The 20,338-nt window shown below is 72.1% G+C and carries 23 protein-coding genes; 12 read left to right on the forward strand and 11 right to left on the reverse strand.

Annotated features, from left to right (window positions below):
* Positions 1-1,224 (forward strand): cytochrome P450, encoded by a 1,224-nt coding sequence (locus AB0I28_RS38090; RefSeq protein WP_357500996.1) that lies wholly within the window; start codon positions 1-3, stop codon positions 1,222-1,224.
* 125 nt (positions 1,225-1,349) lie between these two features.
* A complete protein-coding gene (locus tag AB0I28_RS38095) occupies positions 1,350-2,000 on the forward strand; it encodes a transglycosylase SLT domain-containing protein (RefSeq protein ID WP_357500997.1) in 651 nt (216 codons plus the stop codon).
* Positions 2,001-2,143: 143 nt separating this feature from the next.
* On the opposite strand, the gene AB0I28_RS38100 is transcribed toward AB0I28_RS38095, so the two are convergent.
* The 6 genes from AB0I28_RS38100 to AB0I28_RS38125 form a co-directional block, all read right to left on the reverse strand.
* Positions 2,144-2,809, reverse strand: a complete 666-nt coding sequence (locus tag AB0I28_RS38100; RefSeq protein ID WP_357500998.1) for a response regulator transcription factor — start codon at positions 2,807-2,809, stop codon at positions 2,144-2,146.
* Positions 2,806-3,906, reverse strand: a complete 1,101-nt coding sequence (locus tag AB0I28_RS38105; RefSeq protein WP_357500999.1) for a histidine kinase — start codon at positions 3,904-3,906, stop codon at positions 2,806-2,808. The genes AB0I28_RS38100 and AB0I28_RS38105 overlap by 4 nt, the downstream gene beginning before the upstream one ends.
* Positions 3,903-4,487, reverse strand: a complete 585-nt coding sequence (locus AB0I28_RS38110; protein ID WP_357501000.1) for a DUF998 domain-containing protein — start codon at positions 4,485-4,487, stop codon at positions 3,903-3,905. The genes AB0I28_RS38105 and AB0I28_RS38110 overlap by 4 nt, the downstream gene beginning before the upstream one ends.
* 181 nt (positions 4,488-4,668) lie before the next feature.
* Positions 4,669-5,655, reverse strand: a complete 987-nt coding sequence (locus AB0I28_RS38115) for an aldo/keto reductase (RefSeq protein ID WP_357501001.1) — start codon at positions 5,653-5,655, stop codon at positions 4,669-4,671.
* A 72-nt stretch (positions 5,656-5,727) separates the two neighbouring features.
* Positions 5,728-5,988, reverse strand: coding sequence for a hypothetical protein (locus AB0I28_RS38120; protein WP_357501002.1), 261 nt, complete (start codon positions 5,986-5,988; stop codon positions 5,728-5,730).
* Positions 5,985-6,176, reverse strand: a complete 192-nt coding sequence (locus tag AB0I28_RS38125) for a hypothetical protein (protein ID WP_357501003.1) — start codon at positions 6,174-6,176, stop codon at positions 5,985-5,987. Before AB0I28_RS38125 ends, AB0I28_RS38120 begins: the two co-directional genes overlap by 4 nt.
* 332 nt (positions 6,177-6,508) lie before the next feature.
* Here AB0I28_RS38125 and AB0I28_RS38130 point away from each other — a divergent pair, with 332 nt between their 5' ends.
* Complete coding sequence (locus AB0I28_RS38130; protein WP_357501004.1) at positions 6,509-7,339, forward strand: helix-turn-helix transcriptional regulator; 831 nt, start codon at positions 6,509-6,511, stop codon at positions 7,337-7,339.
* The gene (locus AB0I28_RS38135; RefSeq protein ID WP_357501005.1) at positions 7,336-7,527 is read left to right on the forward strand and encodes a DUF397 domain-containing protein; all 192 of its coding nucleotides are present in this window, start codon (positions 7,336-7,338) and stop codon (positions 7,525-7,527) included. Before AB0I28_RS38130 ends, AB0I28_RS38135 begins: the two co-directional genes overlap by 4 nt.
* 69 nt (positions 7,528-7,596) lie before the next feature.
* On the opposite strand, the gene AB0I28_RS38140 is transcribed toward AB0I28_RS38135, so the two are convergent.
* The 3 genes from AB0I28_RS38140 to AB0I28_RS38150 are packed head-to-tail and all read right to left on the reverse strand — an operon-like array spanning position 7,597 to position 11,500.
* Positions 7,597-8,031 carry a hypothetical protein gene (locus AB0I28_RS38140; protein WP_357501006.1) on the reverse strand — a complete coding sequence of 145 codons (435 nt, stop codon included), beginning with the start codon at positions 8,029-8,031 and terminating at the stop codon, positions 7,597-7,599.
* Positions 8,032-8,039: 8 nt separating this feature from the next.
* Positions 8,040-9,821, reverse strand: a complete 1,782-nt coding sequence (locus AB0I28_RS38145; RefSeq protein WP_357501007.1) for an ABC transporter ATP-binding protein — start codon at positions 9,819-9,821, stop codon at positions 8,040-8,042.
* Positions 9,818-11,500 carry an ABC transporter ATP-binding protein gene (locus tag AB0I28_RS38150; protein WP_357501008.1) on the reverse strand — a complete coding sequence of 561 codons (1,683 nt, stop codon included), beginning with the start codon at positions 11,498-11,500 and terminating at the stop codon, positions 9,818-9,820. The genes AB0I28_RS38145 and AB0I28_RS38150 overlap by 4 nt, the downstream gene beginning before the upstream one ends.
* 54 nt (positions 11,501-11,554) lie before the next feature.
* Between AB0I28_RS38150 and AB0I28_RS38155 the strand changes: the two genes are divergently transcribed.
* From AB0I28_RS38155 to AB0I28_RS38180, 6 genes are all read left to right on the forward strand, one after another.
* Complete coding sequence (locus tag AB0I28_RS38155) at positions 11,555-12,370, forward strand: helix-turn-helix transcriptional regulator (RefSeq protein WP_357501009.1); 816 nt, start codon at positions 11,555-11,557, stop codon at positions 12,368-12,370.
* Positions 12,371-12,427: 57 nt separating this feature from the next.
* Positions 12,428-13,375 carry an ABC transporter substrate-binding protein gene (locus AB0I28_RS38160; protein WP_357501010.1) on the forward strand — a complete coding sequence of 316 codons (948 nt, stop codon included), beginning with the start codon at positions 12,428-12,430 and terminating at the stop codon, positions 13,373-13,375.
* A complete protein-coding gene (locus AB0I28_RS38165) occupies positions 13,375-14,250 on the forward strand; it encodes a siderophore-interacting protein (protein ID WP_357501011.1) in 876 nt (291 codons plus the stop codon). Before AB0I28_RS38160 ends, AB0I28_RS38165 begins: the two co-directional genes overlap by 1 nt.
* Entirely contained in the window at positions 14,247-15,296 is a 1,050-nt protein-coding gene (locus AB0I28_RS38170; protein ID WP_357501012.1) for an iron chelate uptake ABC transporter family permease subunit, read from the forward strand. Before AB0I28_RS38165 ends, AB0I28_RS38170 begins: the two co-directional genes overlap by 4 nt.
* The gene (locus AB0I28_RS38175) at positions 15,293-16,342 is read left to right on the forward strand and encodes an iron chelate uptake ABC transporter family permease subunit (protein ID WP_357501013.1); all 1,050 of its coding nucleotides are present in this window, start codon (positions 15,293-15,295) and stop codon (positions 16,340-16,342) included. The genes AB0I28_RS38170 and AB0I28_RS38175 overlap by 4 nt, the downstream gene beginning before the upstream one ends.
* A 459-nt stretch (positions 16,343-16,801) precedes the next feature.
* Positions 16,802-17,194: a hypothetical protein gene (locus tag AB0I28_RS38180; protein WP_357501014.1), complete on the forward strand. Its 393-nt coding sequence runs from the start codon at positions 16,802-16,804 to the stop codon at positions 17,192-17,194.
* Here AB0I28_RS38180 and AB0I28_RS38185 read toward each other — a convergent pair.
* A complete protein-coding gene (locus AB0I28_RS38185) occupies positions 17,093-18,382 on the reverse strand; it encodes a DUF2786 domain-containing protein (RefSeq protein WP_357501015.1) in 1,290 nt (429 codons plus the stop codon). The two genes, AB0I28_RS38180 and AB0I28_RS38185, sit on opposite strands and share 102 nt — an antisense overlap.
* A 96-nt stretch (positions 18,383-18,478) precedes the next feature.
* Positions 18,479-18,976 carry a hypothetical protein gene (locus tag AB0I28_RS38190; protein WP_357501016.1) on the reverse strand — a complete coding sequence of 166 codons (498 nt, stop codon included), beginning with the start codon at positions 18,974-18,976 and terminating at the stop codon, positions 18,479-18,481.
* Between the two features lie 187 nt (positions 18,977-19,163).
* Here AB0I28_RS38190 and AB0I28_RS38195 point away from each other — a divergent pair, with 187 nt between their 5' ends.
* Both AB0I28_RS38195 and modA read left to right on the forward strand, forming a co-directional pair.
* Entirely contained in the window at positions 19,164-19,577 is a 414-nt protein-coding gene (locus tag AB0I28_RS38195) for a TOBE domain-containing protein (RefSeq protein WP_357501017.1), read from the forward strand.
* A gap of 41 nt (positions 19,578-19,618) precedes the next feature.
* Entirely contained in the window at positions 19,619-20,335 is a 717-nt protein-coding gene (gene modA / locus AB0I28_RS38200; protein ID WP_357501032.1) for a molybdate ABC transporter substrate-binding protein, read from the forward strand.
* The last annotated feature ends 3 nt before the right edge of the window (positions 20,336-20,338 follow it).

Consider the following 20,338-nt stretch of genomic DNA (forward strand, 5'->3'; position numbering starts at 1 on the left):
ATGGACCCCCGTCCCCTCGTCCTCGATCCCGCCGGGACCGACATCCAGGCCGAGGCCGCGCGCATCCGCGAGCGCGGCCCGGTCACCCAGGTCGAGCTGCCCGGCGGTGTGCTCGCCTGGTCGGTCAGCGACGCCGACACCTTGCGCGGGCTGCTGATCGACTCCCGTGTCTCCAAGGACGCCCGGCAGCACTGGCCGGCCTTCATCAACGGCGAGATCTCGCACACGTGGTCGCTGTTCCTGTGGGTCGCGGTGACGAACATGTTCACCGCCTACGGTGGCGACCACCGGCGTCTGCGCAAGCTCGTCGCGCCCGCCTTCACGCACCGCCGCACCTCCGCGCTGCGCCCCCGGATCGAGGAGATCACCGGCGACCTGCTGGCGAACCTGGCCGCCACGGCGCCCGGCGAGGTCGCCGACCTGCGCGAGGACTTCGCCTACCCGCTGCCGATCCAGGTCATCACGGACCTGATGGGCGTGCCCGACTCGCTCGGGCCGGGGCTGCGCAAGTGCGTCGACGGCATCTTCGACACGTCCCTGACGCCCGAGGAGGCCACCGCCAACTACGGCGCGATGTACCAGATCCTCGGCGAGCTGGTCGAGATCAAGCGCGACAAGCCGGCCGACGACATGACCAGCCTCCTGATCAGCACCCGCGACGAGGACGACGGCTCCTCGCTGACCGAGCAGGAACTCGTCGACACGCTGCTGCTGGTGATCAGTGCCGGGCACGAGACGACCGTGAACCTTCTCGACCAGGCGATCCACGCCCTGATCACCCACCCCGTGCAGCTCGCGCACGTCTACGAGGGCCGGGCGAGCTGGGACGACGTGATCGAGGAGTCGCTGCGCTTCGAGGCGCCGGTGGCCAACCTGCCGCTGCGCTTCGCCGTCGAGGACATCGACGTCGACGGCATCGTGATCCCCAAGGGCGACGCGATCCTGGCCTCCTTCGCCGCGGCCGGCCGCGGCTCCAAGCCGCACGGCGACAGCGCCGACACCTTCGACGTGACCCGCCCGCACAAGGATCACGTCGCCTTCGGTTACGGGGTGCACCACTGCCTCGGCGCTCCGCTGGCGCGCCTCGAAGCGGCGGTGGCCCTCCCCGCGCTGTTCGAGCGCTTCCCCGACATGCGCCTCGCCGACGAGGCCCTCGAACCCGTGCCCAGCTTCATCTCGAACGGTCACCGGCGGCTGCCGGTGGTCCTGGTCCCGAAGGACTGAGCAGGGAAGTCCGCCGAAGGCGCCCGCCGTGGTCACGGTGGGCGCCTTCGGCGCGCCCGGGGCACCCTCGCCCGCTGTCGCGAGAGGTCGCGCCGGTAACGTCGACACCGATGGAGGAGGTCGCCGTGGGTGTACGACTCGGCTTGCGCGTTGCCGGACCGGCGGCCCTCGCCGCTCTCGCCGCGCTCGCGCTGGCCGGCTGCGGACTTCCGTCGGCGGGGCCGCACGAGACGCCGTCGAGCGCGAAGGTCACCGACGACCACAGCTGGAACCCGCAGCCGATCGGCGGCGACTACGACCCGGCCGACTACGCCGCCGAAGTGCGCGAGCACGCCGCCGAGGCCGACGTCAATCCCGTGCTGCTGATGGCGATCCTCTACAACGAGTCCTACAAGCCGCACGACCCCGAGGCCGAGCGCGCCTGGCAGCTGCTCGACCCCGACGCCTCCTTCGGCATCGCCAACATGCACAAGGCCGCCTTCGACGACACCAAGCGCGGCCGCGACTTCGAGGGCCGCCAGTGGGAGGAGCTGCCCGACGACCGGGAGCTCGCGGTGCAGGCCGCGGCCTGGTACCTGCACGACCTGGCCGGTCAGCTGCCCGAGGACGCGGCCGGCGAGTACAGCGGCGACCAGCTGCTGGCCGCCGGGTACAACGCCGGGCCGGGTTCGATGGCCGCCTACGCCGGCGGGGCCGAGCCGAGCGCGTCGGTGGCGGCGTACATGGCGAAGATCGAGGCCAACTGGGAGAAGTCGGAGAAGGCGATCGAGGGCTGAGGGCACGGGTTTCGGCCCTACGGCGGCGCTGTATCGGCCGGAAGGGGCGGCTGACCGCATGCGCAATCCACATAGGACGCCTCGCCTTTTCACGACCGCGTGGTGCGACGCACGGCGGGCTGTCGGTGAGGCGGTCGGAGTGATCAGCCGCCCACTCGCACCAACCCGCTCTCATAGGCCAGGATCACCAGTTGCGCCCGGTCCCGCAGTCCCAGCTTCCCCAGCACGCGCGTCACGTGCGTCTTCGCCGTCAGGGGGCTGATCACCAGGTCGCGAGCGATCTGGGCGTTGTCGAGGCCGGTCGCCACCAGGCGCATCACCTCACGTTCGCGCGCGGTGAGGGCGTCCAGGCGGGCGTCTTCGGCGGTGACGGTGCCGGTCGCTCCGGCGAAGCGGGCGATCACGCGGCGGGTCACGCCGGGCGCGAGGAGGGCCTCGCCGGCGGCGACGACCTTGACGGCGTGGCGCAGTTCGGCGGGTTCGGTCTCCTTGCCGAGGAAGCCGCTGGCGCCGATGCGAAGGGCGGCGAAGACGTGCTCGTCGGTGTCGAAGGTGGTCAGGATGATGACGCGGGAGGCGCTGGTGGCGGGGTCGGCGAGGATGCGCTCGGTGGCGGTGAGGCCGTCCATGCCGGGCATGTTGATGTCCATGAGGACGACGTCGGGGTTGTGGGCGCGGGTGAGGCGGACGGCCTCGTCACCTGTGCCGGCCTCGGCGACGACGGCGATGCCCCTGTCGCGGTTGAGCAGGGCGCGGAAGCCGGAGCGGACCAGGGTCTGGTCGTCGGCGAGGAGTACCGAGATCGTCATGCGGCCGATCGTGGCACGGGGATCTCCGCGCGCAGATGGAGGCCCGCCTCGGCGGTGACGGTAAGGCGGCCGCCGAGGGCGGTGACGCGTTCGCGGAGGCCGCTGAGGCCGTTGCCGAAGGCGGGCGGTGCGGCGATGCCGCCGTCGTCGGCGACCTCGACGACGGCGCGGGCGGGGGCGCAGTCGAGGCGGACTGCCACGCGGGAGGCGCCGGAGTGGCGGACGGCGTTGGTCAGCGACTCGGCGACCACGCGGTGGACGGCCAGGCCGACGGCGGAGGGGAGGAGACCGGTGTCGCCCTCGACGGTGACAGTCACGGCGAGGCCGGCCTCGCGGGCGGGGGCGGTCAGGCGGTCGAGGACGCCGGCGTCGACGCGGGGGTCGGTGGCGGCGTCCTCACCGGTGCGCAGGGCGGTGACGAGGGCGCGCAGGTCGCCGAAGGCCTCGGCGCGGACACGCCGGGCGGCGGCGAGCGCCTCGGCGGCCTCCTCGGGCGAGTCGGCCAGGACCTCGGCGGCGACGCGGAGCTGGACGCCCACGGCGGTGAGGGTGTGGCCGATGACGTCGTGGAGTTCGCGGGCGATGTGCAGGCGCTCCTCGACGGCGCGGTTGCGGTTGGCGAGGCGGCGTTCCTCGGCGAGGCGTTCCAGGCGCTTCTCCTGCTCGTCGCGCCAGAGCGCCCGGTTGCGGGCGGCTTGGGCAAGCGAGACGACAGCGAGGAGTCCCAGGGCTTCCAGGCCGAGGACGGTGAGCGGGGCGGGCGCTACGGTGGCGTGCCAGTTGGCGGCGAACAGCAGGACGAAGGCGCCGGTGCCGGTGGCCCAGATGAGGCCGCGGCGGGTGCCGGCAGCGGTGTAGAAGAGGAAGGCGGCGGGCCACAGCCAGCCGATCTCCACGAGTCCGGCGGTGCGCACGGCAACGACGCAGGCGGCGCCGGTGAGCAGTGCCGCGACGGGCCACCGCCGCGCCGCTATGGCGCAGGCGGCGAGCGCGGCGGCCAGCGGGGCGGCGCCGATGAGGTCGGACGCGCCCGCGGTGAGCACCGCCAGGGCGGTGGCGGCGGCCGCGGCCACCGCGCTCCATCTGGGCGAGGTCATGTGCGGATCTTGCCGGATCGGCGGGCGGCCAGCGCGAGCCAGACCAGGTTGGCGGCGATGGCCAGCCGCTCGGTGAGGCCGACGAGGCTTTCGGAGGAGCCGATCCGCAGGGAGGGGCCGTCCATGACGTCAATGAGGAAGACGGTGAAGACGACGGTGGCGGCTACCGAGGCCCAGGCCGCCGCGCGCAGGCCGAGGCGGCGGGAGAGCAGCAGAGCGGCGACGGGGAGGGCGGTGAAGGCGATCCAGGCGCCGAGTCCGTGGGCCATCTCCGAGGCGGAGGGGGCGCTGTAGTGCCCGGGCGGGTCGGCGCGGAAGACGGCGGCGAGGGCCAGTCCGGTGGCGGCGGTCCACAGGGCGATGCGTCCGCCGAGGCCGCGCACGGCGAGGGCGAGCAGCGCCGCTGCGGCGGCCATGGCGGCGATGGCGGTGGGAATGAGCCAGCCGGCGGTGCCGTGCACGAAGCGGCTGGCGGTCTCGGCGACAGGGTCGTAGTCGGGGTTGGCCAGGTCGGCGGCGACGAAGGCGGCGGCGCTGAGCGCGGTGAGGGCGGGAACGAGATGGCGGACGGCCTTGGACATCGCTTGCTCCTTCGGTGGGGTGGGACGGGCACCACGTTAGGAACCGGGGAGGGGCGGCGTCGTCGTCCGCGCGAGGGCATTCCAGCCTGCTCCGCAGGGGTACGGGTACACCCGATGGTGTACCCGTACCGGGGATTGCGAGCGTGCGCGGTGGATCCGCGTGAAGACCCGCACCGGTGGGTTAGTGCGCCGCGTCCAGCTTCGCCCGCTGCTCCGGGGTGAGTTCCAGCTCGACCGCCCCGAGGCTCTCCTCCAGCTGCGCGACCGACGACGCGCCCGTCAGCGGGATGACCGGAGCCTCCCCGCCGATCTGCCAGGCCAGGACGACCTGGTTGGGCGTCGCGCCCGTCTCGGCGGCGACCTCGTGCAGCGCGGCCAGCCGCGCCGGGGTGCCCGGGTGGTCGTAGTCGGACGGGAATTCCTTGTCCGCGTTGGTGTAGGCGCCGTTCAGCAGCGGCGAGTAGGCGACCACGGTCAGATCCGGTTCGGCGCGCAGGTAGTTCAGCAGGTCCGGGCCTACGGCGCCGAGGCTGCCGTCGGGGAAGAGGGGGAAGGGAATGTCGGTGCGGGGCCGCAGGTAGCTGTGCTGGTACTGGAGGAGGTCGAAGCCGGCCAGACCCGCCGAGGCCGCGATCGCCCGCGCCCGCTCGACCTTCCAGGTCGCCCAGTTGCTCACGCCGAGCAGCCCGACCGTGCCCGCCGCGGCCAGTTCGCCGAAGGCCTCGACGGTTTCCTGCACGGGAGTGTTCGGGTCCTCGATGTGGGCGTAGAGGACGTCGAGGCGGTCGAGGCCGAGCCGTTCGAGGCTGCCCTCGACGGCGGTGCGGATCGCCTTCGCCGACAGTCCTTCGGCGTTGTCGACGTAGCTGGTGCCCGGGGCGAGTGGCCGCGCGCCGAGCTTGGTGGCGATGACGACGTCGTCGGCGACGCCCCGGCTGCGCAGCCAGCGGCCGAGGAGCTCCTCGCTCTGGCCGCCGATGCCGTCGTCGTACCAGAAGGCGTAGTTGTTCGAGGTGTCGATGAAGGTGCCGCCGGCCTCGACGAAGCGGTCGAGGACCGCGAAGGAGGCGTCGGCGTCGGTGAAGGTGCCGAAGCGCATCGCCCCGAGGGACAGGGCGCTGACCTTGCGGCGGGTGTTGGGGTCGGTGCCGATGTGGCGGTACTTCATGGTGGGGTCTCCCGTCTCGCCGGCGTCCGCCGGGTGTGATTGGGGAGTCTGCTACCTGGAGCGCGCTCTAGGTCAAGTCCCGGGTTCGGTGAGGTCGGCGGGATCGGTGCTCTCGGCGGGTTCGGCGGGTTCGGCCGGTTCCAGGGTCACCTCGCGGCGCCGGACGGCGTAGGGGTCGACGCCGAGTTGCCGCAGATCGCGTTCGGTTGTGGTGACGGAGATGCAGGGCCAGCCCTCGGGGCAGGACCGGGTGCAGACCTTGTAGGGGTGGAGGACCTGCCGGTGGGAGTCCCAGATGAGGAAGAGGCGGAGGGCGTCGCCGAGGTCGCTCATGTCCGGTACACCTCGCGGAGGGTTTCGCTGGCGGTGTTGCAGGAGCGACAGGGCCAGGTTTGGCGGCAGGAGCGGCAGTGGTCTTCGAGTGGTGCCGCGCGGTGGGTGAGGACGGTGCGGGAGAGGTCTTGTTTGGTGTGCGGCACGGCGGTGAGTTCGGGCGGGTCGCGCGGGTCGTTGTCGGTCATGGGCGGCGAATCCGGTGACGAGTAGGTAGACGAGTAGATAGTTGCGGTGCGGTTTGCTGATTGCGCGACCATGTCCCCACCTCTTTATTGGGTAGTGGAGGGACAGTCCCCGCCGGGCCGGGGGAGTGGCAAGCCGACGAGGACCGTCCCTATACCGAGTCCGCGAAACGGGGCCTGGGAAGAGTTCCCCGCTTCGATGGCGGTGCGGTACACAAGGGACGTTAGATGGGCGCGTGACTCTCCGCAATGACACAGTATGCTCGTGTCACCTGGGCAGATTGCTCCCTTCGGCTGGGCAGAGTGCCCACCCCTCTGACTAGGGCGGACGGGTGATGAGCGATATCGGCTTCTTGCACATCTATCTCGGGATCCGATTGCGCGATCTCCGAGAACGGGCCGGGTACTCCTTGGCGGAAGTGGAGCGGCGAGCGAAGTACATCGGCTCCCGGCGAACCATCGGACGCCTGGAAAACGCGCAGATCTACGAGGTGTACATGCCTACAGTGGATCACCTCGCGCAGTTTTATCGTGCCGATGACGGCTTGCGGGAGGAACTGAAGCGCATGGCGCTGTCCTGTACCGACTCCTCGGTCGACGTGTGGATGGAGCCGATCGGCCTGCCGACTCGATTCGGGCTGCTGACCGAGTTGGAGCGGAAGGCGACGCGCATCCGTGTCTACGAGACGGAGTTCGTGACGGGTTTGCTACAGACACGGGAGACGGCGGCGGCCATCCTCGATACGAATGTCCGCCTCAGTGAGGAGGACAAGTTGCGGTACGGCCGCGCCAGGCAGAACAGGAAGGAGGCCGTGCTCTCCACAGGGGAGCCTGCGAGCGTGGAGCTGGTGCTCGCCGAGGGCGTCCTGCAACGGGCGATCGGGGGCGAAGAGACACGCCGAGCCCAGGTCCGGTATCTGAAGGAGCTGGACGAGCGCCCGAACGTGTCGATCCGCTACATCCCGCACGCGGCCGGTGCGGCTCCGAGTTCCGGTCACTCGTTCATGCTTCTGGACCTTCCCGCTAACTATGCTGGTCCCGTCCTGTACTCCGAGTCCGCAGTAGCTTCGACCTACACAGGTCAGACGGCGGCGGTCGAGGCTCGAACCGAGGCTCACATGGAGATGCAGGCGATGGCTCTACCGATTGGAGAGTTCCAGGTATGAAGACCGCTTGGCGCAAATCAACTCGTTCGGGTAACGATGGTGGGCAGTGCGTCCAGATGCGGCTCGGCCCCGCCGGCCCGGAGGTCGGTGACAGCAAGCTCGGCGACCGCACCCCGGTCCTGTCCGTCGACCGGGGAAGCTTCCTCGGACTGATCGCCGCGATCAAGTCCGGGCGACTCGATCACTGAGCCGCCCCCGGCCCCCGCCCCCGGCACACCGTCCACCGCCGGGGGCGCCTTCACGCCCTCGCCGTCCCGTCAGCCCACCGGCACCAAATGCCCGTACGTCTCCTCCAAATACCCCGCCTGGTCCTCGTCCGGCTCGCCGTCCCCATCGTGCCCGGCGTCGATGTACCCCGAGGCCCACGGGATCGGGCACGGCGTGTCGTGCTCCAGGTCCGGGCACACCACCCGCGTCAGCTCCGCCCGCAGCTCGTCCATCTCCGCGCGGGTCGTGTACACGCCGACCCGGATCTCGTGCAGCTCACGCGTCCCCGGATCCGCCCCGGGGTTCTCGACGCGCCACTGGCCGGCGAGGTCGGCGTAGAAGTCGTCCTCGGCGGCGGCCACCGTCAGCTGGCTCGGCAGTTTCCTCTCGTCGAGCTGGCGGGACAGGTCGGCGGCCAGCCGCACGAGGTTCTTCCCCGCCGCGTACACGCCGATGTTGATCTCGAAAAGCTCCGCTGCGGTCACGACGTCCCCTAGCTAGTCACGGTGCCGGTCCCTCCCGACGTTACCGCCGTGCCCCGCGCGTGCGACGTCCACGCCTCCCACAGCCGCGCGTAGTGCCCGCCGGCCTCGACCAGTTCGGCGTGCGCGCCCGATTCCACGATCCGCCCGGCCTCCATGACGATGACCCGGTCGGCGGCCGCCGCCTGCGTGAGGCGGTGGGCGATGATCAGCGCGCTCGCCCCGCCGATGGCCTCGGCGGTGGCCCGGTCGAGCCGCCGCGCGGCCCGCGCGCCCGTCTCGGCGGTCGCCTCGTCGAGCACCGCCAGCCGGGGACCGGCCAGTGCCACCCGCGCCAACGCCAGCTGCTGCGCCTGTTCGCCGGTGAGGCTCACGCCGTCGCTGCCGACGCGCGTGTCCAACCCTTCCGACAGCTCCGCCGCCCAGGTCGCGCCCACGGCCCGCAGGGCCTCTTCCACATCGGCCGCGGAGGCCTCGGGCGCCGCCAGCCGCAGGTTGTCGGCGACCGACCCGGTGAAGGTCCGCACCTCCTGCGTCACCAGCATGATCCCCGAGGCCGCCGCCAGTCCCGGCTCGACCGGCTCCCCGTCGAGCAGCACCCGCCCGGCGTCCGGCGGGTGAATGCCCGCGATCAGCGCCGCCAGCGTCGACTTGCCCGATCCCGACGCGCCGACCACGGCAACGCGCTCACCGGGCTCGATCGTCAGCGTCACGGCGTCGAGGACGGGACGGCCCGGCACATAAGAAAAGGAGACGTCCTCGACCGAGAGCCGGCCCGGCGAACCGGTCCATCCATTGTGGATCGCGTGCGGATCCTCGCGGTGCTGGAGCACACCGAACAGGCGGCTCAGCCCGGCACCGGCCTTCTGCAGCTCGTCGAACTCGGCCAGAACCGTGCCGATCGGGTCGAACAGGCGAAAGAACAGCAGCGCCGCCGCGGTCGCCACACCGATCCCCGCCAGTCCCGACGAGGTCAGCCAGTACCCGACGACCAGCACCGAGGTCAGGCCCACGAACTCGGCGGTGTTGACCCGGTTCCAGAAGCGCGCTCCGAGCTTCGTGGCGCCCATCGACAACTCGACCGCCTCGCGCGAGGCGACGTCGACACGAGCCGCGTGACGCTCACCGCGCCCGAGCGACACGACCGTCGAGGCGCTGTCGAAGGCCTCCACGAGCTGGCCGGTGCGCTCGCCTTCGGCGATGCGGACCTTGCGGTAGAGCGGCCCGGACAGCTTGAGGAACCAGCGCAGCGCCAGCACCTGGATCGGCGCGGCGAGCGCCGCGGCGACCGCGAAGCGCCAGTCGAGCACGCCGAGTCCGGCCACGGTCAGCGCGACGGTGAACACCGCCGAGGTGAAGTTCGGCAGAACGCCGCCGACCGCCTCGCCGACGGCCTCGACGTCGCCGGAGACGCGGCTGACGACGTCGCCGACGCCCGCGCGCTCGATCTCGGCCTGCGGGATGCGCAGGGTGGTGGCGTAGACCTGCTCGCGCAGGTCGGCCAGCGCGCCCTGGAGCAGTTTCGCCATCGCCGACTGGGCGTAGGCGGTGATCACGGCCGCGAGCGCGCCGGCGCCGAGGATGCCGGCGGCGGCGGCGACGATCGTCCCGACCGGGCCATTCGAGTCCACAGTAGACACGATGACGCCGAGGAGGGCCGGTGCGGCCAGACCGCACACGGCGGCGGCCACGAACAGTGCGGCGACACCGGCGGGGACCCAGGGGCGTCGCGTCAGCAGACGCCACGTCTCGCGGCGGGTCGTGCGGGTGTCGGCGATGGGGAGGATGCTCACGCGCCCACCAGTTCCCGATAGGAGGCCGAGGTGTCGAAGAGTTCGGCGTGGGTGGCCGCCGTCCATTCGCCGCCGAGCTGGGCGACGACGGTGTGGCAGGCCGACAGCAGCGCCGGGCTGGTGGTCACCAGTACGATCCCGCGCTCGCCGAGTTCGCCGATCCCGGCGGCGACGTGCGACTCGGTGACCGCGTCGAGTGCCGATGTCGGGTCGTGCAGGACGAGCAGCGGCTGGGGCGAGTGGAGGGCGCGGGCCAGCAGGACGCGCTGGCGCTGCCCGCCGGAGAGGGTGCGCCCGGAGCCGTCGAGCCGTTCGTCGAGACCGGCGGGCAGGGCGGCGACGACGTCTTCGACGGCGGCGGCGTGCAGTGCCTTCGGGTCGAGCGGGCCGTCGAGGGTCAGGTTGTCGCGGACGGTGTCGGTGAGGACGTGGGCGTCGCGGTGCTGGGTGTGGACGCCCGCGCGGGTCTCTGCGGGGGTGAGTGCGGCGAGATCCTTGCCGCCGACACGGATCCGGCCGGGCTCGATCGGTGCCCGGCGGGCCAGTGTGTCGACGAAGGCGGCCGCGTCGCCCTGGTCGGCGAAGACGACGCCGACGCGGGTGCCTCCTTCGACGTCGAGGACCGGCCACGCGCTCTCGGGGTGCCCGGCGACCGACAGCAGCGCCGTGCCCTCGTCGCCGGGGACGCTCTCGGCGGCGGGGATGATCTCGGGCGGGGTGTTGAGGAAGTCGGCGACGCGCTTGGCCGAGGCGCGCTTCTGGGCGAGGTCGACGCCGAAGAAGCCGAGGATGGTCATCGGTCCCTGCACGAACTGGGCGAGGCCGACGACGGTGACGAGCTGGCCGATCGCGATCTGCCCGTCGAGGGCGAACAGGCCGGCGACGAGCGCGACGACGGCGGTGAGCGCCGCCGAGAAGGTGGTGCCGATACCGGAGTAGGCGGCCTTGGCGCGCACCGCCCGCACCGCCGCGCGCAGCGACTCGCGGCTGGTGGTGGCGTAGCGGCGGGCCGTCTCGGCCTCGGCGCCGATCCCTTTGACGACGCGGATGCCGGAGACGAACTCGGTGGCCAGACCGCCCGCGGCGGCCGCGGCCTCCTGCTCGGCGTCGCTGCGCCGCTCCAGGGGCCGGGAGACGAAGTGCATGAGGACCAGCGCCGCCGGGGAGGCGACCAGCACGATGAGTCCGAGCACCACCGAGACGTTCATCAGGGCGATGGTGCAGGTGGCGACCGCCGCAAGGGAGGCGATCTGCCGGCCGACGAGCCAGGCGAGGGCGCTGACCCGGCCGGTGTCGGAGCTGGCGATCACCGTCGCCTCGCCGGCGCCGCGCCGTCCGGCGAGCCCGTCGGGGCGCAGGGCGCGCCCGACGATGCCCTGGCGCAGCTCGTGGCCGCCGTCGAGGTTGACGCGGTTGATGCAGGTGTAGCCGGTACGCCAGCTCAGGCTCAGCAGTACGAAGACCCCGGCGAGCAGCGCGATGCTCCACGCGAAGCCGGAGGGGCTCTTGGGCACGATGCCGTTGTCGATGGTCATGCCGATGACGACGGGGACGAGCGCCTCGCAGATCTGGTGCGAGGTCAGCGCGAGCGAGCCGATGACGAGGAGGCGGTGACGCCGGGCGGCCAGCAGGGAGCGCCTGATGACCGAGCCGGAAGTCGATGGCGGGGGAGGGGACACTCCGATACGGTAAGGCTTGCCTAACGTCGCCTCAACGGAGCCACTGGCCAAACTATGTCGCTCATCGGCCACCCCCGCGTCCACACCCTCGAATTTCGCCTCGAACACGCCGAAATGTGGACAGCCCACGAGCACCCGCACCACGAACTGTTGTGGGGAACACAGGGCTCGCTGAGCGCCGAGACGCCCGAGGGGCTCTTCGCGGTCCCGGCGATGATGGGCGTGTGGATCCCGGCCGGGACCGAGCACGCGGTCCGCTCGGCCAGTCGCACCGGCTTCTACTGCACCTACGTCCACGGCGAGGTCGCGCCGGTCCTGGCCACCGGGACGGTCGTCGTCGACGTGACCCCGCTGACCCGGGAACTACTGCTGCACCTGCACAGCAACGACATGGACGAGGTCGCCCGCGCCCGCGCCGAGGACCTTCTGCTCACCCTGTTCGCGCCCGTCGACGCCCACGCCATCTCACTGCGCATGCCCGCCGACGAGCGGCTGGCCGCGATCTGCCGCAGCATCGTCGAGAACCCCGCCGACCCGCGCTCGCTCTACTCGTGGGGACGGGAGGTCGGCGGGAGTGTGCGAAACCTCTCGCGTCTGTTCACCCGCGAGACCGGCCTGACCTTCGAGCAGTGGCGCATCCTCGCGCGGATGCGCGTCGCCGTGGGCCTGCTGTCTGCGGGAAGACCGGTCCGCTCGGTCGCGCAGGTCGTCGGCTACCGGACCACGAGCTCCTTCGTGCAGGCCTTCCGGCGCGTCATGGGGCATACCCCCGGCCGGTACGTCGGGCAGAGTTTGGCCGATAGCCGACACGAAGAGGCCGGTGCGGCCACCGGCGGGACTCGACCTTCCGGCAAGGCTTTCTTAGGCTAGGCAAAGCTAATTTCGGCGGGCCTCAACGCCCGGCCCCTTTGCCACCCGAGGAACGACATGCCGAGAAGAACCCTGTCCATCGTCGCCGCCGCGCTCACCGCCGCGCTCGCCCTGACCGCCTGCTCGGGCGCGTCGGGAGAGGAGGGCGAGGCCGCGACCCGCACGGTCGCCAGCGACTTCGGCGAGGTCACCCTCCCCGTCGACCCCAAGGCGGCGCTGGGCTTCTACACCACCGACGTCGACATCCTCATCACCCTGGGCATCCCGCTGGCCAAGACCCAGCCCACTCGCGGCGACGGCGGCTACGAGACCTTCCCCGCCTTCTTCCCGCAGGACGCGCTGGCCGGCGTCGAGACCTTCCAGAACTACCCCGAGTACAACTACGAGGCCGTCCTGGCCGCCGAGCCCGACCTGATCCTCAACGGACTCGGATACGACGCCGACACCGTCGCCCGCCTCCCGCAGATCGCCCCGACCTACAGCATCGACGCCTTCACCGGCGAGGACTGGCGCATCTACTTCAAGACCATCGCCGAGGCCCTCGGCAAGACCGCCGCCTACGAGGAGTGGACGGCGAAGTACCAGGCCCGCGTCGAGGACGTGAAGGGACGTCTCGAAGCGGCGAACATCTCCCCGGTCGTGGCGCCCGTCGGCGTCCAGGACGGCCAGATCGGCACCAGCTGCTACGGAGTGCCCTGCCTAGTCTTCGCCGACCTCGGCCTGCCCATCGAGCCGCTCGCCCAGGCCGGCCCCGAGGGCACGACCCTCTCGCTGGAAGAGCTGGAGAAGCTGGAGAACATCGACATCGCCTTCGTCGCCACCACCCCCGAGGACGAGGCCGCCGGCACCGACCCCTTCGCGACCGTCGCCGGCAACACTCTCTGGAAGGGCCTGCCCTTCGTGAAGAACGACGAGATCCACGGCTTCGACATGGAGATGTTCTTCGGCTCGCCCAGCGGGCAGATGGCCTTCCTGGACGTCGTCGAGAAGGCGCTGCTCGGCTGATGGCGATCACGATCCACCGCGCCGTCGTCGCGGACACCCAGACCCTCACCCCCGGCATGATCCGCGTCGTCCTCGACGTCGCCGACTACCCCGGCACCGGCGTCGGCGATGAGTACGTGCGCCTGTTCTTCCCCTCGCCCGGACGCACCGAACCGGTGCTGCCCAAGCCCTCGGGGAACAGCTGGGCCTACGACGACGGCGCCGAGCCCTCGCCGATGCGCACCTACACGATCCGCTCGGCCGACCCGGCCGCCGGCACCGTCGCGATCGACTTCGTCGTCCACGACGGCGGAGTCGCCGCCGCCTGGGCCCGCGCCGCCAAGACCGGCGACGCCATCGGCCTCACCTCGCCGACCGGGCTCTACGACCCGCCCCCCGGCACCGCCTGGCAACTGCTGTTCACCGACGCCCCCGGCCTGCCCGCCGCCGCGCGCATCGTCGAGCAGACCCGCCCCGGCCTCAAGACCAGGGTCATCGCCGAGATCGGCGACCCCTCCCACGCCTACCCCATCCCCGAGCACCCCGACTGCGAACTCACCTGGGTGCACGGCGGCAACGGCCACGGCGGCTCCCACCTCGACGCCCTCGTCCGCCAGACCCCGCTGCCCGAGGGCACCGGGTACATCTGGTTCGCCGGGGAGTCGGCGGCCATGCGCTCGGTCCGCAAGTACCTGCGCCACGAGCTCGGCCTGCCCGGCACCGCCTACAAGACCGTCGGCTACTGGACCACCAAGGCCGAGGCGCTCGAAAAAGCGTGGCGGGAACTCGACGACGACACCAAGCGGCGGCTGCGCGAGATGTGGGACGACGACACCCGCGACGAAGAGGAGATCACCGACGAGTACCACGAACAGCTGGACCGGCTCGGGCTGTGACGACCGTCCAGACCGCCGCGAAGGCCCCGCCCCACACGGGCCTCGCGGCGGGCCACGCCACCCGCGCGCTGTGGCTCCTCGCGGCGCTCGCCGCGCTCGCGGCAGCCACCGCGCTGAGCCTCATGGTCGGCGCGAAGGCCATCTCCCCGGCGGTGATCGCCGACGCGCTGTTCGCCGGAGGCACCGGCAACGACGCCGCCATCCTCCACGAACTGCGGGTGCCGCGCACCATCCTCGCCGTGCTGGTCGGCGTCGCGCTGGGCCTGTCGGGCGCGATGATCCAGGCCCTGACCCGCAACCCGCTCGCCGACCCGGGCATCCTCGGCGTCAACGCCGGCGCCGCCGTCGCGGTCGTCATCGGCGTCGCCGTGTTCGAGGTGACCTCGATCCGCGAGTACCTGTGGTTCGGCTTCGCCGGAGCCGTCGTGGTCACCGTCATCGTCTACGTCGTCGGCTCCCGGGGACGCGGCGGCGCGACACCGCTGCGACTCACCCTCGCCGGCCTCGCGATCGGCGCGGTCGCCCAGGGCGTCTCCTCCGGCATCACCCTGCTCAACCCCAAGGCCTTCGACGCGATGCGCTTCTGGGGAGCCGGGAACATCGCCAACCGGCCCGCCGAGACGATCCTGACCGTCCTGCCGTTCATCGCCGCCGGAACCGTCCTCGCGCTGGTCGCCGCCCGCTCCCTCAACGCCACCGCCCTCGGCGACGACCTCGCGCGCTCCCTCGGCGCGCACGTCGGGCGCACCAGGGTCATCGTGGTCGTCGCCGTGACCCTCCTGTGCGGGGCCGCGACGGCCGCCGCCGGGCCGATCGGCTTCGTCGGGCTGATGGTCCCGCACGTCGTGCGCTGGCTCGTCGGACCCGACCAGCGCTGGATCCTGCCGTTCACCCTCGTCACGGCACCGATCCTGCTGCTCCTGTCCGACGTCCTCGGACGCGTCGTGCTGCCCGGCGGAGAACTCCAGGTCGGCATCGTCACCGCCTTCGTCGGCGCGCCGGTGCTCGTCTGGCTGGTGCGCAGAAGCGGAGCGAGCGGACTGTGAAGACCTCCATCGACCTCGGCCGGCCCACCCTCGCCCTGCGCACCCGCGCGGTCTCCGGGCGCCTCTACGCCCGAAGCCTGCTCGTCTGCGCCGCCCTCCTCGCCCTGGGCGCCGTGCTCGCCGTCGTCGCCCTCGGTCTCGGCGACTACCCCGTGGCGCCCGCCGACGTGGTCTCGGTGTTCTTCGGGGGAGGGCGGCGCGCGCAGCGTCTCGTCGTGCTCGACTGGCGGATGCCGCGGGTACTGCTCGCGCTCATGCTCGGCGCCGCCATGGGCGTGGCGGGCGCGGTGTTCCAGTCGCTGACCCGCAACCCGCTGGGCAGCCCCGACATCATCGGGTTCAACACCGGCGCCTACACCGGCGCGCTGGTCGCGATCCTGCTCATCGGCGGCGGCTACTGCACGACCGCCGCGGCCTCGCTGGCCGGCGGCCTCGGCACCGCCGCCCTGGTGTACCTGCTCGCCTACCGGCGCGGAGTCGCGGGATTCCGGCTGATCATCGTCGGCATGGCGATCGGCGCCACCCTCGCCTCGATCAACACCTGGCTGATCGTGCGGGCCTCGCTGGATCTCGCGATGGCCGCCGCCGTGTGGGGCGCGGGAAGCCTCAACGCCCTCGGCTGGGCGCAGGTGGTGCCCGTCGCCTTCGGTTCGATCGTGCTCTTCGCGGTCCTGTTCGCCGTGGCGCCGGGCATGCGCATGTTGGAGATGGGCGACGACGCGGCGCGCTCGCTGGGCGTGCGCGCCGAACCGGTGCGGTTGACGCTGCTGGTGCTGGGCGTCGGCCTGACGGCGCTGGCGACCGCCGCGGCGGGTCCGGTGGCCTTCGTGGCGCTGGCGGCGCCGCAGGTCGCGCGGCGGCTGGTGCGCTCGTCCTCGGTGCCGCTGGTGGCGTCGGGGATCCTCGGCGCGGTCCTGCTGCTGGGCGCGGACGTCGTCGCGCAGCGCGCGTTCGCGCCGGCCCAGTTGCCGGTGGGGGTGGTGACCGTGAGCGTGGGCGGGGTCTACCTCGTGTGGCTGCTGTGGCGGGAGGCTGCGCGGCGCTGAACCGGGAGGCTGCGTGCTCCGGAGGTGGGGGATGGGTGCTGCGGCGGTGGGGTGCGTACCGGGGGAAGGGCTTCGCGCAGGTCCGAGCCTCAGCCCTCAAGGTCAAGCCCCGGCCGGGGGCTTCGCCCCCCGCACCCCCACTGGAGCTCCGCCCCGGACCCCGCTGGGACTCCGTCCCAAACCTTGCTGGGAGGCTTCGCCCCCAGACCCCCACCAGGAACTCCGTCCCTGGACCCGGACCTACGCCTGGGTTGCGGGCCGTTTGGTCGGCTCTTGTGTGCGGCCGGCTACGCCTCGGCCGCTGGCGGGCCTCTGGTGTAGGTGGTCGTCCATTCGCTCGCCGGCCCTGTGGCGGGGATCCGTTCGGCGCGCCTCCTCGTCGGGTGGCCTTGGCGTGCGTAAGTTCTCCCCGTGTTCCGGGCCGTTGGGCGGGGCGACGCTGTTCAGCGAGGAGTTTCCATGTGGCAGTTGCTCGCCTTGACGTTCCTTGCGGGTGTCTTCGCGGCCAATGCGACCCCGCACTTCGTCAAGGGCATCACCAGAAGGCGTTTCCCGACGCCGTTCGGTTCGGGGCCGCTGGTCAACGTCCTCGTCGGGTGGGCGGGTTTCGTCATCGCGGGCCTGCTGCTCGTGGTGGCGCGGCCGCAGGCGCATCCACGGCCGGCTTTCGCCGCCGCGGCGCTCGGTGTCCTGGCGATGGGCGTGTTCCACGCCTCGATCAGGACGCGCGGGCCCATCGTGGCGCCCCCGTCAGCGTCCGACGGCTTCCGGCCGCCCGCGCAGCGACGCCCGGTCAGCGGCCTCGCGTCCGGCGAACCAGCCCGCGTCGTCGCCGACGCGGATCCGCTGTGAGGTGAGCTTCCCGAACATCTCGTCGACGGTGTCGTCGACGGCGACCTCCCGGGCGGCCAGCACCGGCAGGAGGCGCTCGTCGGGCGCGCTCTGCTCGGCGGGCGTGCCGTCCTCGTGGGGCCGCAGACCCGCCGCGGCCTCCTCGGTGGCGCGTTCGGTCGCCGCGGTGAGGCGTTCGCCGATGCGGATGGCGTAGGCGACCAGGAAGGACTGCCGGTAGGACTTGGTGCGCGAGGCTCCGGCCTGGTGCCGCTTGTCGCCGGCGCGCTGCATGGCGGCGGTGGCCTGCACGAGCAGCGAGGTGTAGAGCAGTTCGACGGCGTCGAGGTCGGCGTCGAAGCCGACGATCGTGCAGAAGCCGAACTCCTTCGACCACACCGCGCGGCAGCGGTTGGCGTCGGCGACGGCGTTGAGCAGCATCGCCTTCGGGCTCTCGTAGGGGGCGTCGACGCCGATGCGCAGGGCACCGGGCGCCGACGGGTCCTTGCCCGCCGAGAGCAGCGCCTCGTCGATGCTGTGCCGGGCCATCAGCTCCTGGGCCTTGGCGGTCAGGGCCTCGGCCTCCTCGGGGAAGGCCGTCGACTCCGCCTTGGCCAGCAGCGCACGGATGCGCGAGAGCATCGGGGATTCACCGGTGACAGGCCCGCGCGACATCTCGCGGGGCGCCTCGCCGGGCGCGGGCGCGACGGGCGTGATCGCGGGCAGCAGCTGCCACAGGCGCAGCAGTTCCAGGATGGCGGTGGCCACGGCGAAGCGGTCGAGGCGATGGCGGCGCGCGAAGCCGGGCAGGAACTCCCGGTCACCGGTCCACCAGGTCTGTTCGGCCGACAGCTCGCGCAGCTGGTCGAGCCAGCGGCGGTCGAGCGTGGCGGGCGGGTGGCGGCGGCTCTCGGCGGCGATGAAGTCGACGGCCAGGGCGACCTGCACGGGCCCGAGGTCGCGGCGGGCCACGCGCACCAGGTCGGCGGGCCGCCAGCCGCGCGACCACGCGCGACTCAGGGCGCCGTCGGTGTACGCGAGCAGGGCGCCGCCCAGCTCGGGCCATCCGCTCGCGGAGGCGGCCAGGCGCGAGGCGCCCAGGTCCAGCGCCAGGTCGAGGGAGTCGTCGGGCGCGGCGGCGACCCCGGCGACGGCCTGCTCGACGAGCTCGGACGTCGCCGGGTCGGCGGTACTGCTGCGCTTGTTCACGGGGTGCCTCGGCCTCACGTTCGGAAGTCCACTACCTCCGCAATGATGCCGGAGGCCCGTGGGGCGCGGCGCCGGGCGTGGCGGGGATCTCCGGACTCAGGCCTCCCGGCGCGAGGTCGTGGTCCAGTTCGTCTTCCAGGTGGCGCCCTCGTCGTAGGAGAAGGACTGCTCCCAGCGGGTCTCGTCGGGCGAGACCACGGTCCACTCGAAGCGCACCTTGGTCATGCGGCCGTTGAGCTCCTCGTCGGCGAGGAAGACGCCGCGGCCGCCGTCGAAGCGCCCCTCGACGGGCGGGCCCATCACACCGGGCAGGCGCGTGGAGGCCCACCAGATGCGCCACAGCCGGGTCCCGGGCTCGTAGAGGCGCAGCGTGTAGCCGGTGAACGGGGTCTCGTAGTCGAAGGTGCTGGTCTCGGTGTTGCCCAGGCCGTCGAGGATCACCGAGCACTCGTTGACGCCCTCGAACTCCAGCCACTCGGTGCACTCGGGGTCCAAGACGTCGCGGAGCTTGCGGTGATAGGTGTGCCAGCGCCCGTGGTAGAAGTCGAAGTCGCTCGCCCCGGCGTCGGTCTCGGCGGGCAGGGTGTCGGTCATGGACGTGCTCCTCGTTCGCGCGGATCGTGTTCTCGGTGCAGTCAATCCGCCATGTCTGCCACCTTGTGTCAGCTATGGGCCGGCGACTTTTCGCGACCGCACCCGCTAAGGGATGCCCCTCTCCCGACCGCGGATGCAAGCTGGATGCCCTCTTTCTCCGCGCATCTGCGGCGGCTACGCTCACGGCGTGACCGAGTTCCGCATCGGCGAGGCCGCCGAACTGCTCAGCGTCAGCGCCGACACCGTGCGCCGCTGGGTCGACGCCGGGCGCCTGACCGCCTCCCGCGACGGCCAAGGGCACCGGGTCATCGCCGGTGAGGACCTCGCCGGCTTCGTGACCGCGCAGGCCGCCACGCCCGGCTCCGAGCTGTCCTCGGCCCGCAACCGCCTCCGCGGCATCGTCACCGCCGTCGTGAAGGACGCCGTGATGGCACAGGTCGACATCCAGGCCGGGCCCTTCCGCGTCGTCTCGCTCATGAGCCGGGAGGCCGTCGACGAACTCGACCTGCGGGTCGGCTCGGTGGCCGTCGCGGTGATCAAGTCGACGACGGTCGTGGTGGAGCGCTCCACCCCGGCCGCCAGAGGGAGGAACGTCTCGTGAGCGGACGCCTGACACGCGCGCTGGCCGCCGGGCTCGCCGCCCTGGCCGCGCTCGGCCTGACCGCCTGCGCGGACGACGGCGGCGGCGAGGAGATCACGGTCTTCGCGGCCGCCTCGCTGACCGGCGCGTTCACCGCCATCGGCGCCGACTTCGAGGCCGCCCACCCCGGCGCGAAGGTGACCTTCAACTTCGCCGGCAGCTCGGGGCTGGCCACCCAGATCAACCAGGGCGCGCCCGCCGACGTGTTCGCCTCGGCCGCCCCCGCCAACATGACCGCCGTCGCCGACGCCGGCAACCTCGACGGCGACCCGGTCACCTTCGCCGGCAACCAGCTCGTCATCGTGGTGCCGGAGGGCAACCCCAAGGCCGTCACGGGCCCGGCCGACCTCGCCCGGCCGGACGTGAAGGTCGCGCTGTGCGCCGAGCAGGTCCCGTGCGGCGCCGCCGCCGTCAAGGCCCTCGACGCCGCAGCCGTCGCGGTGACCCCCGTGACCTTCGAGCAGGACGTGAAGTCGGCGCTGTCGAAGGTCACCCTCGGCGAGGTCGACGCCGCCCTCGTCTACCGGACCGACGCGCAGGCCGCGTCCGGCGACGTCGACGCCGTGGAGTTCCCCGAGTCGGCCTCGGCGGTCAACGAGTACCCCATCGCCGTCCTCAAGGCCGCCCCCGCGAAGGAGACCGCGAAGGCCTTCGTCGCCTACGTGCTGTCCGATCCGGCGAAGAAGGTCCTCGCCGACGCCGGATTCCAGGCACCATAAGCC

The organism is Phytomonospora sp. NPDC050363 (genome assembly GCF_040655735.1).
In the GTDB taxonomy this organism is placed as follows: domain Bacteria; phylum Actinomycetota; class Actinomycetes; order Mycobacteriales; family Micromonosporaceae; genus Phytomonospora.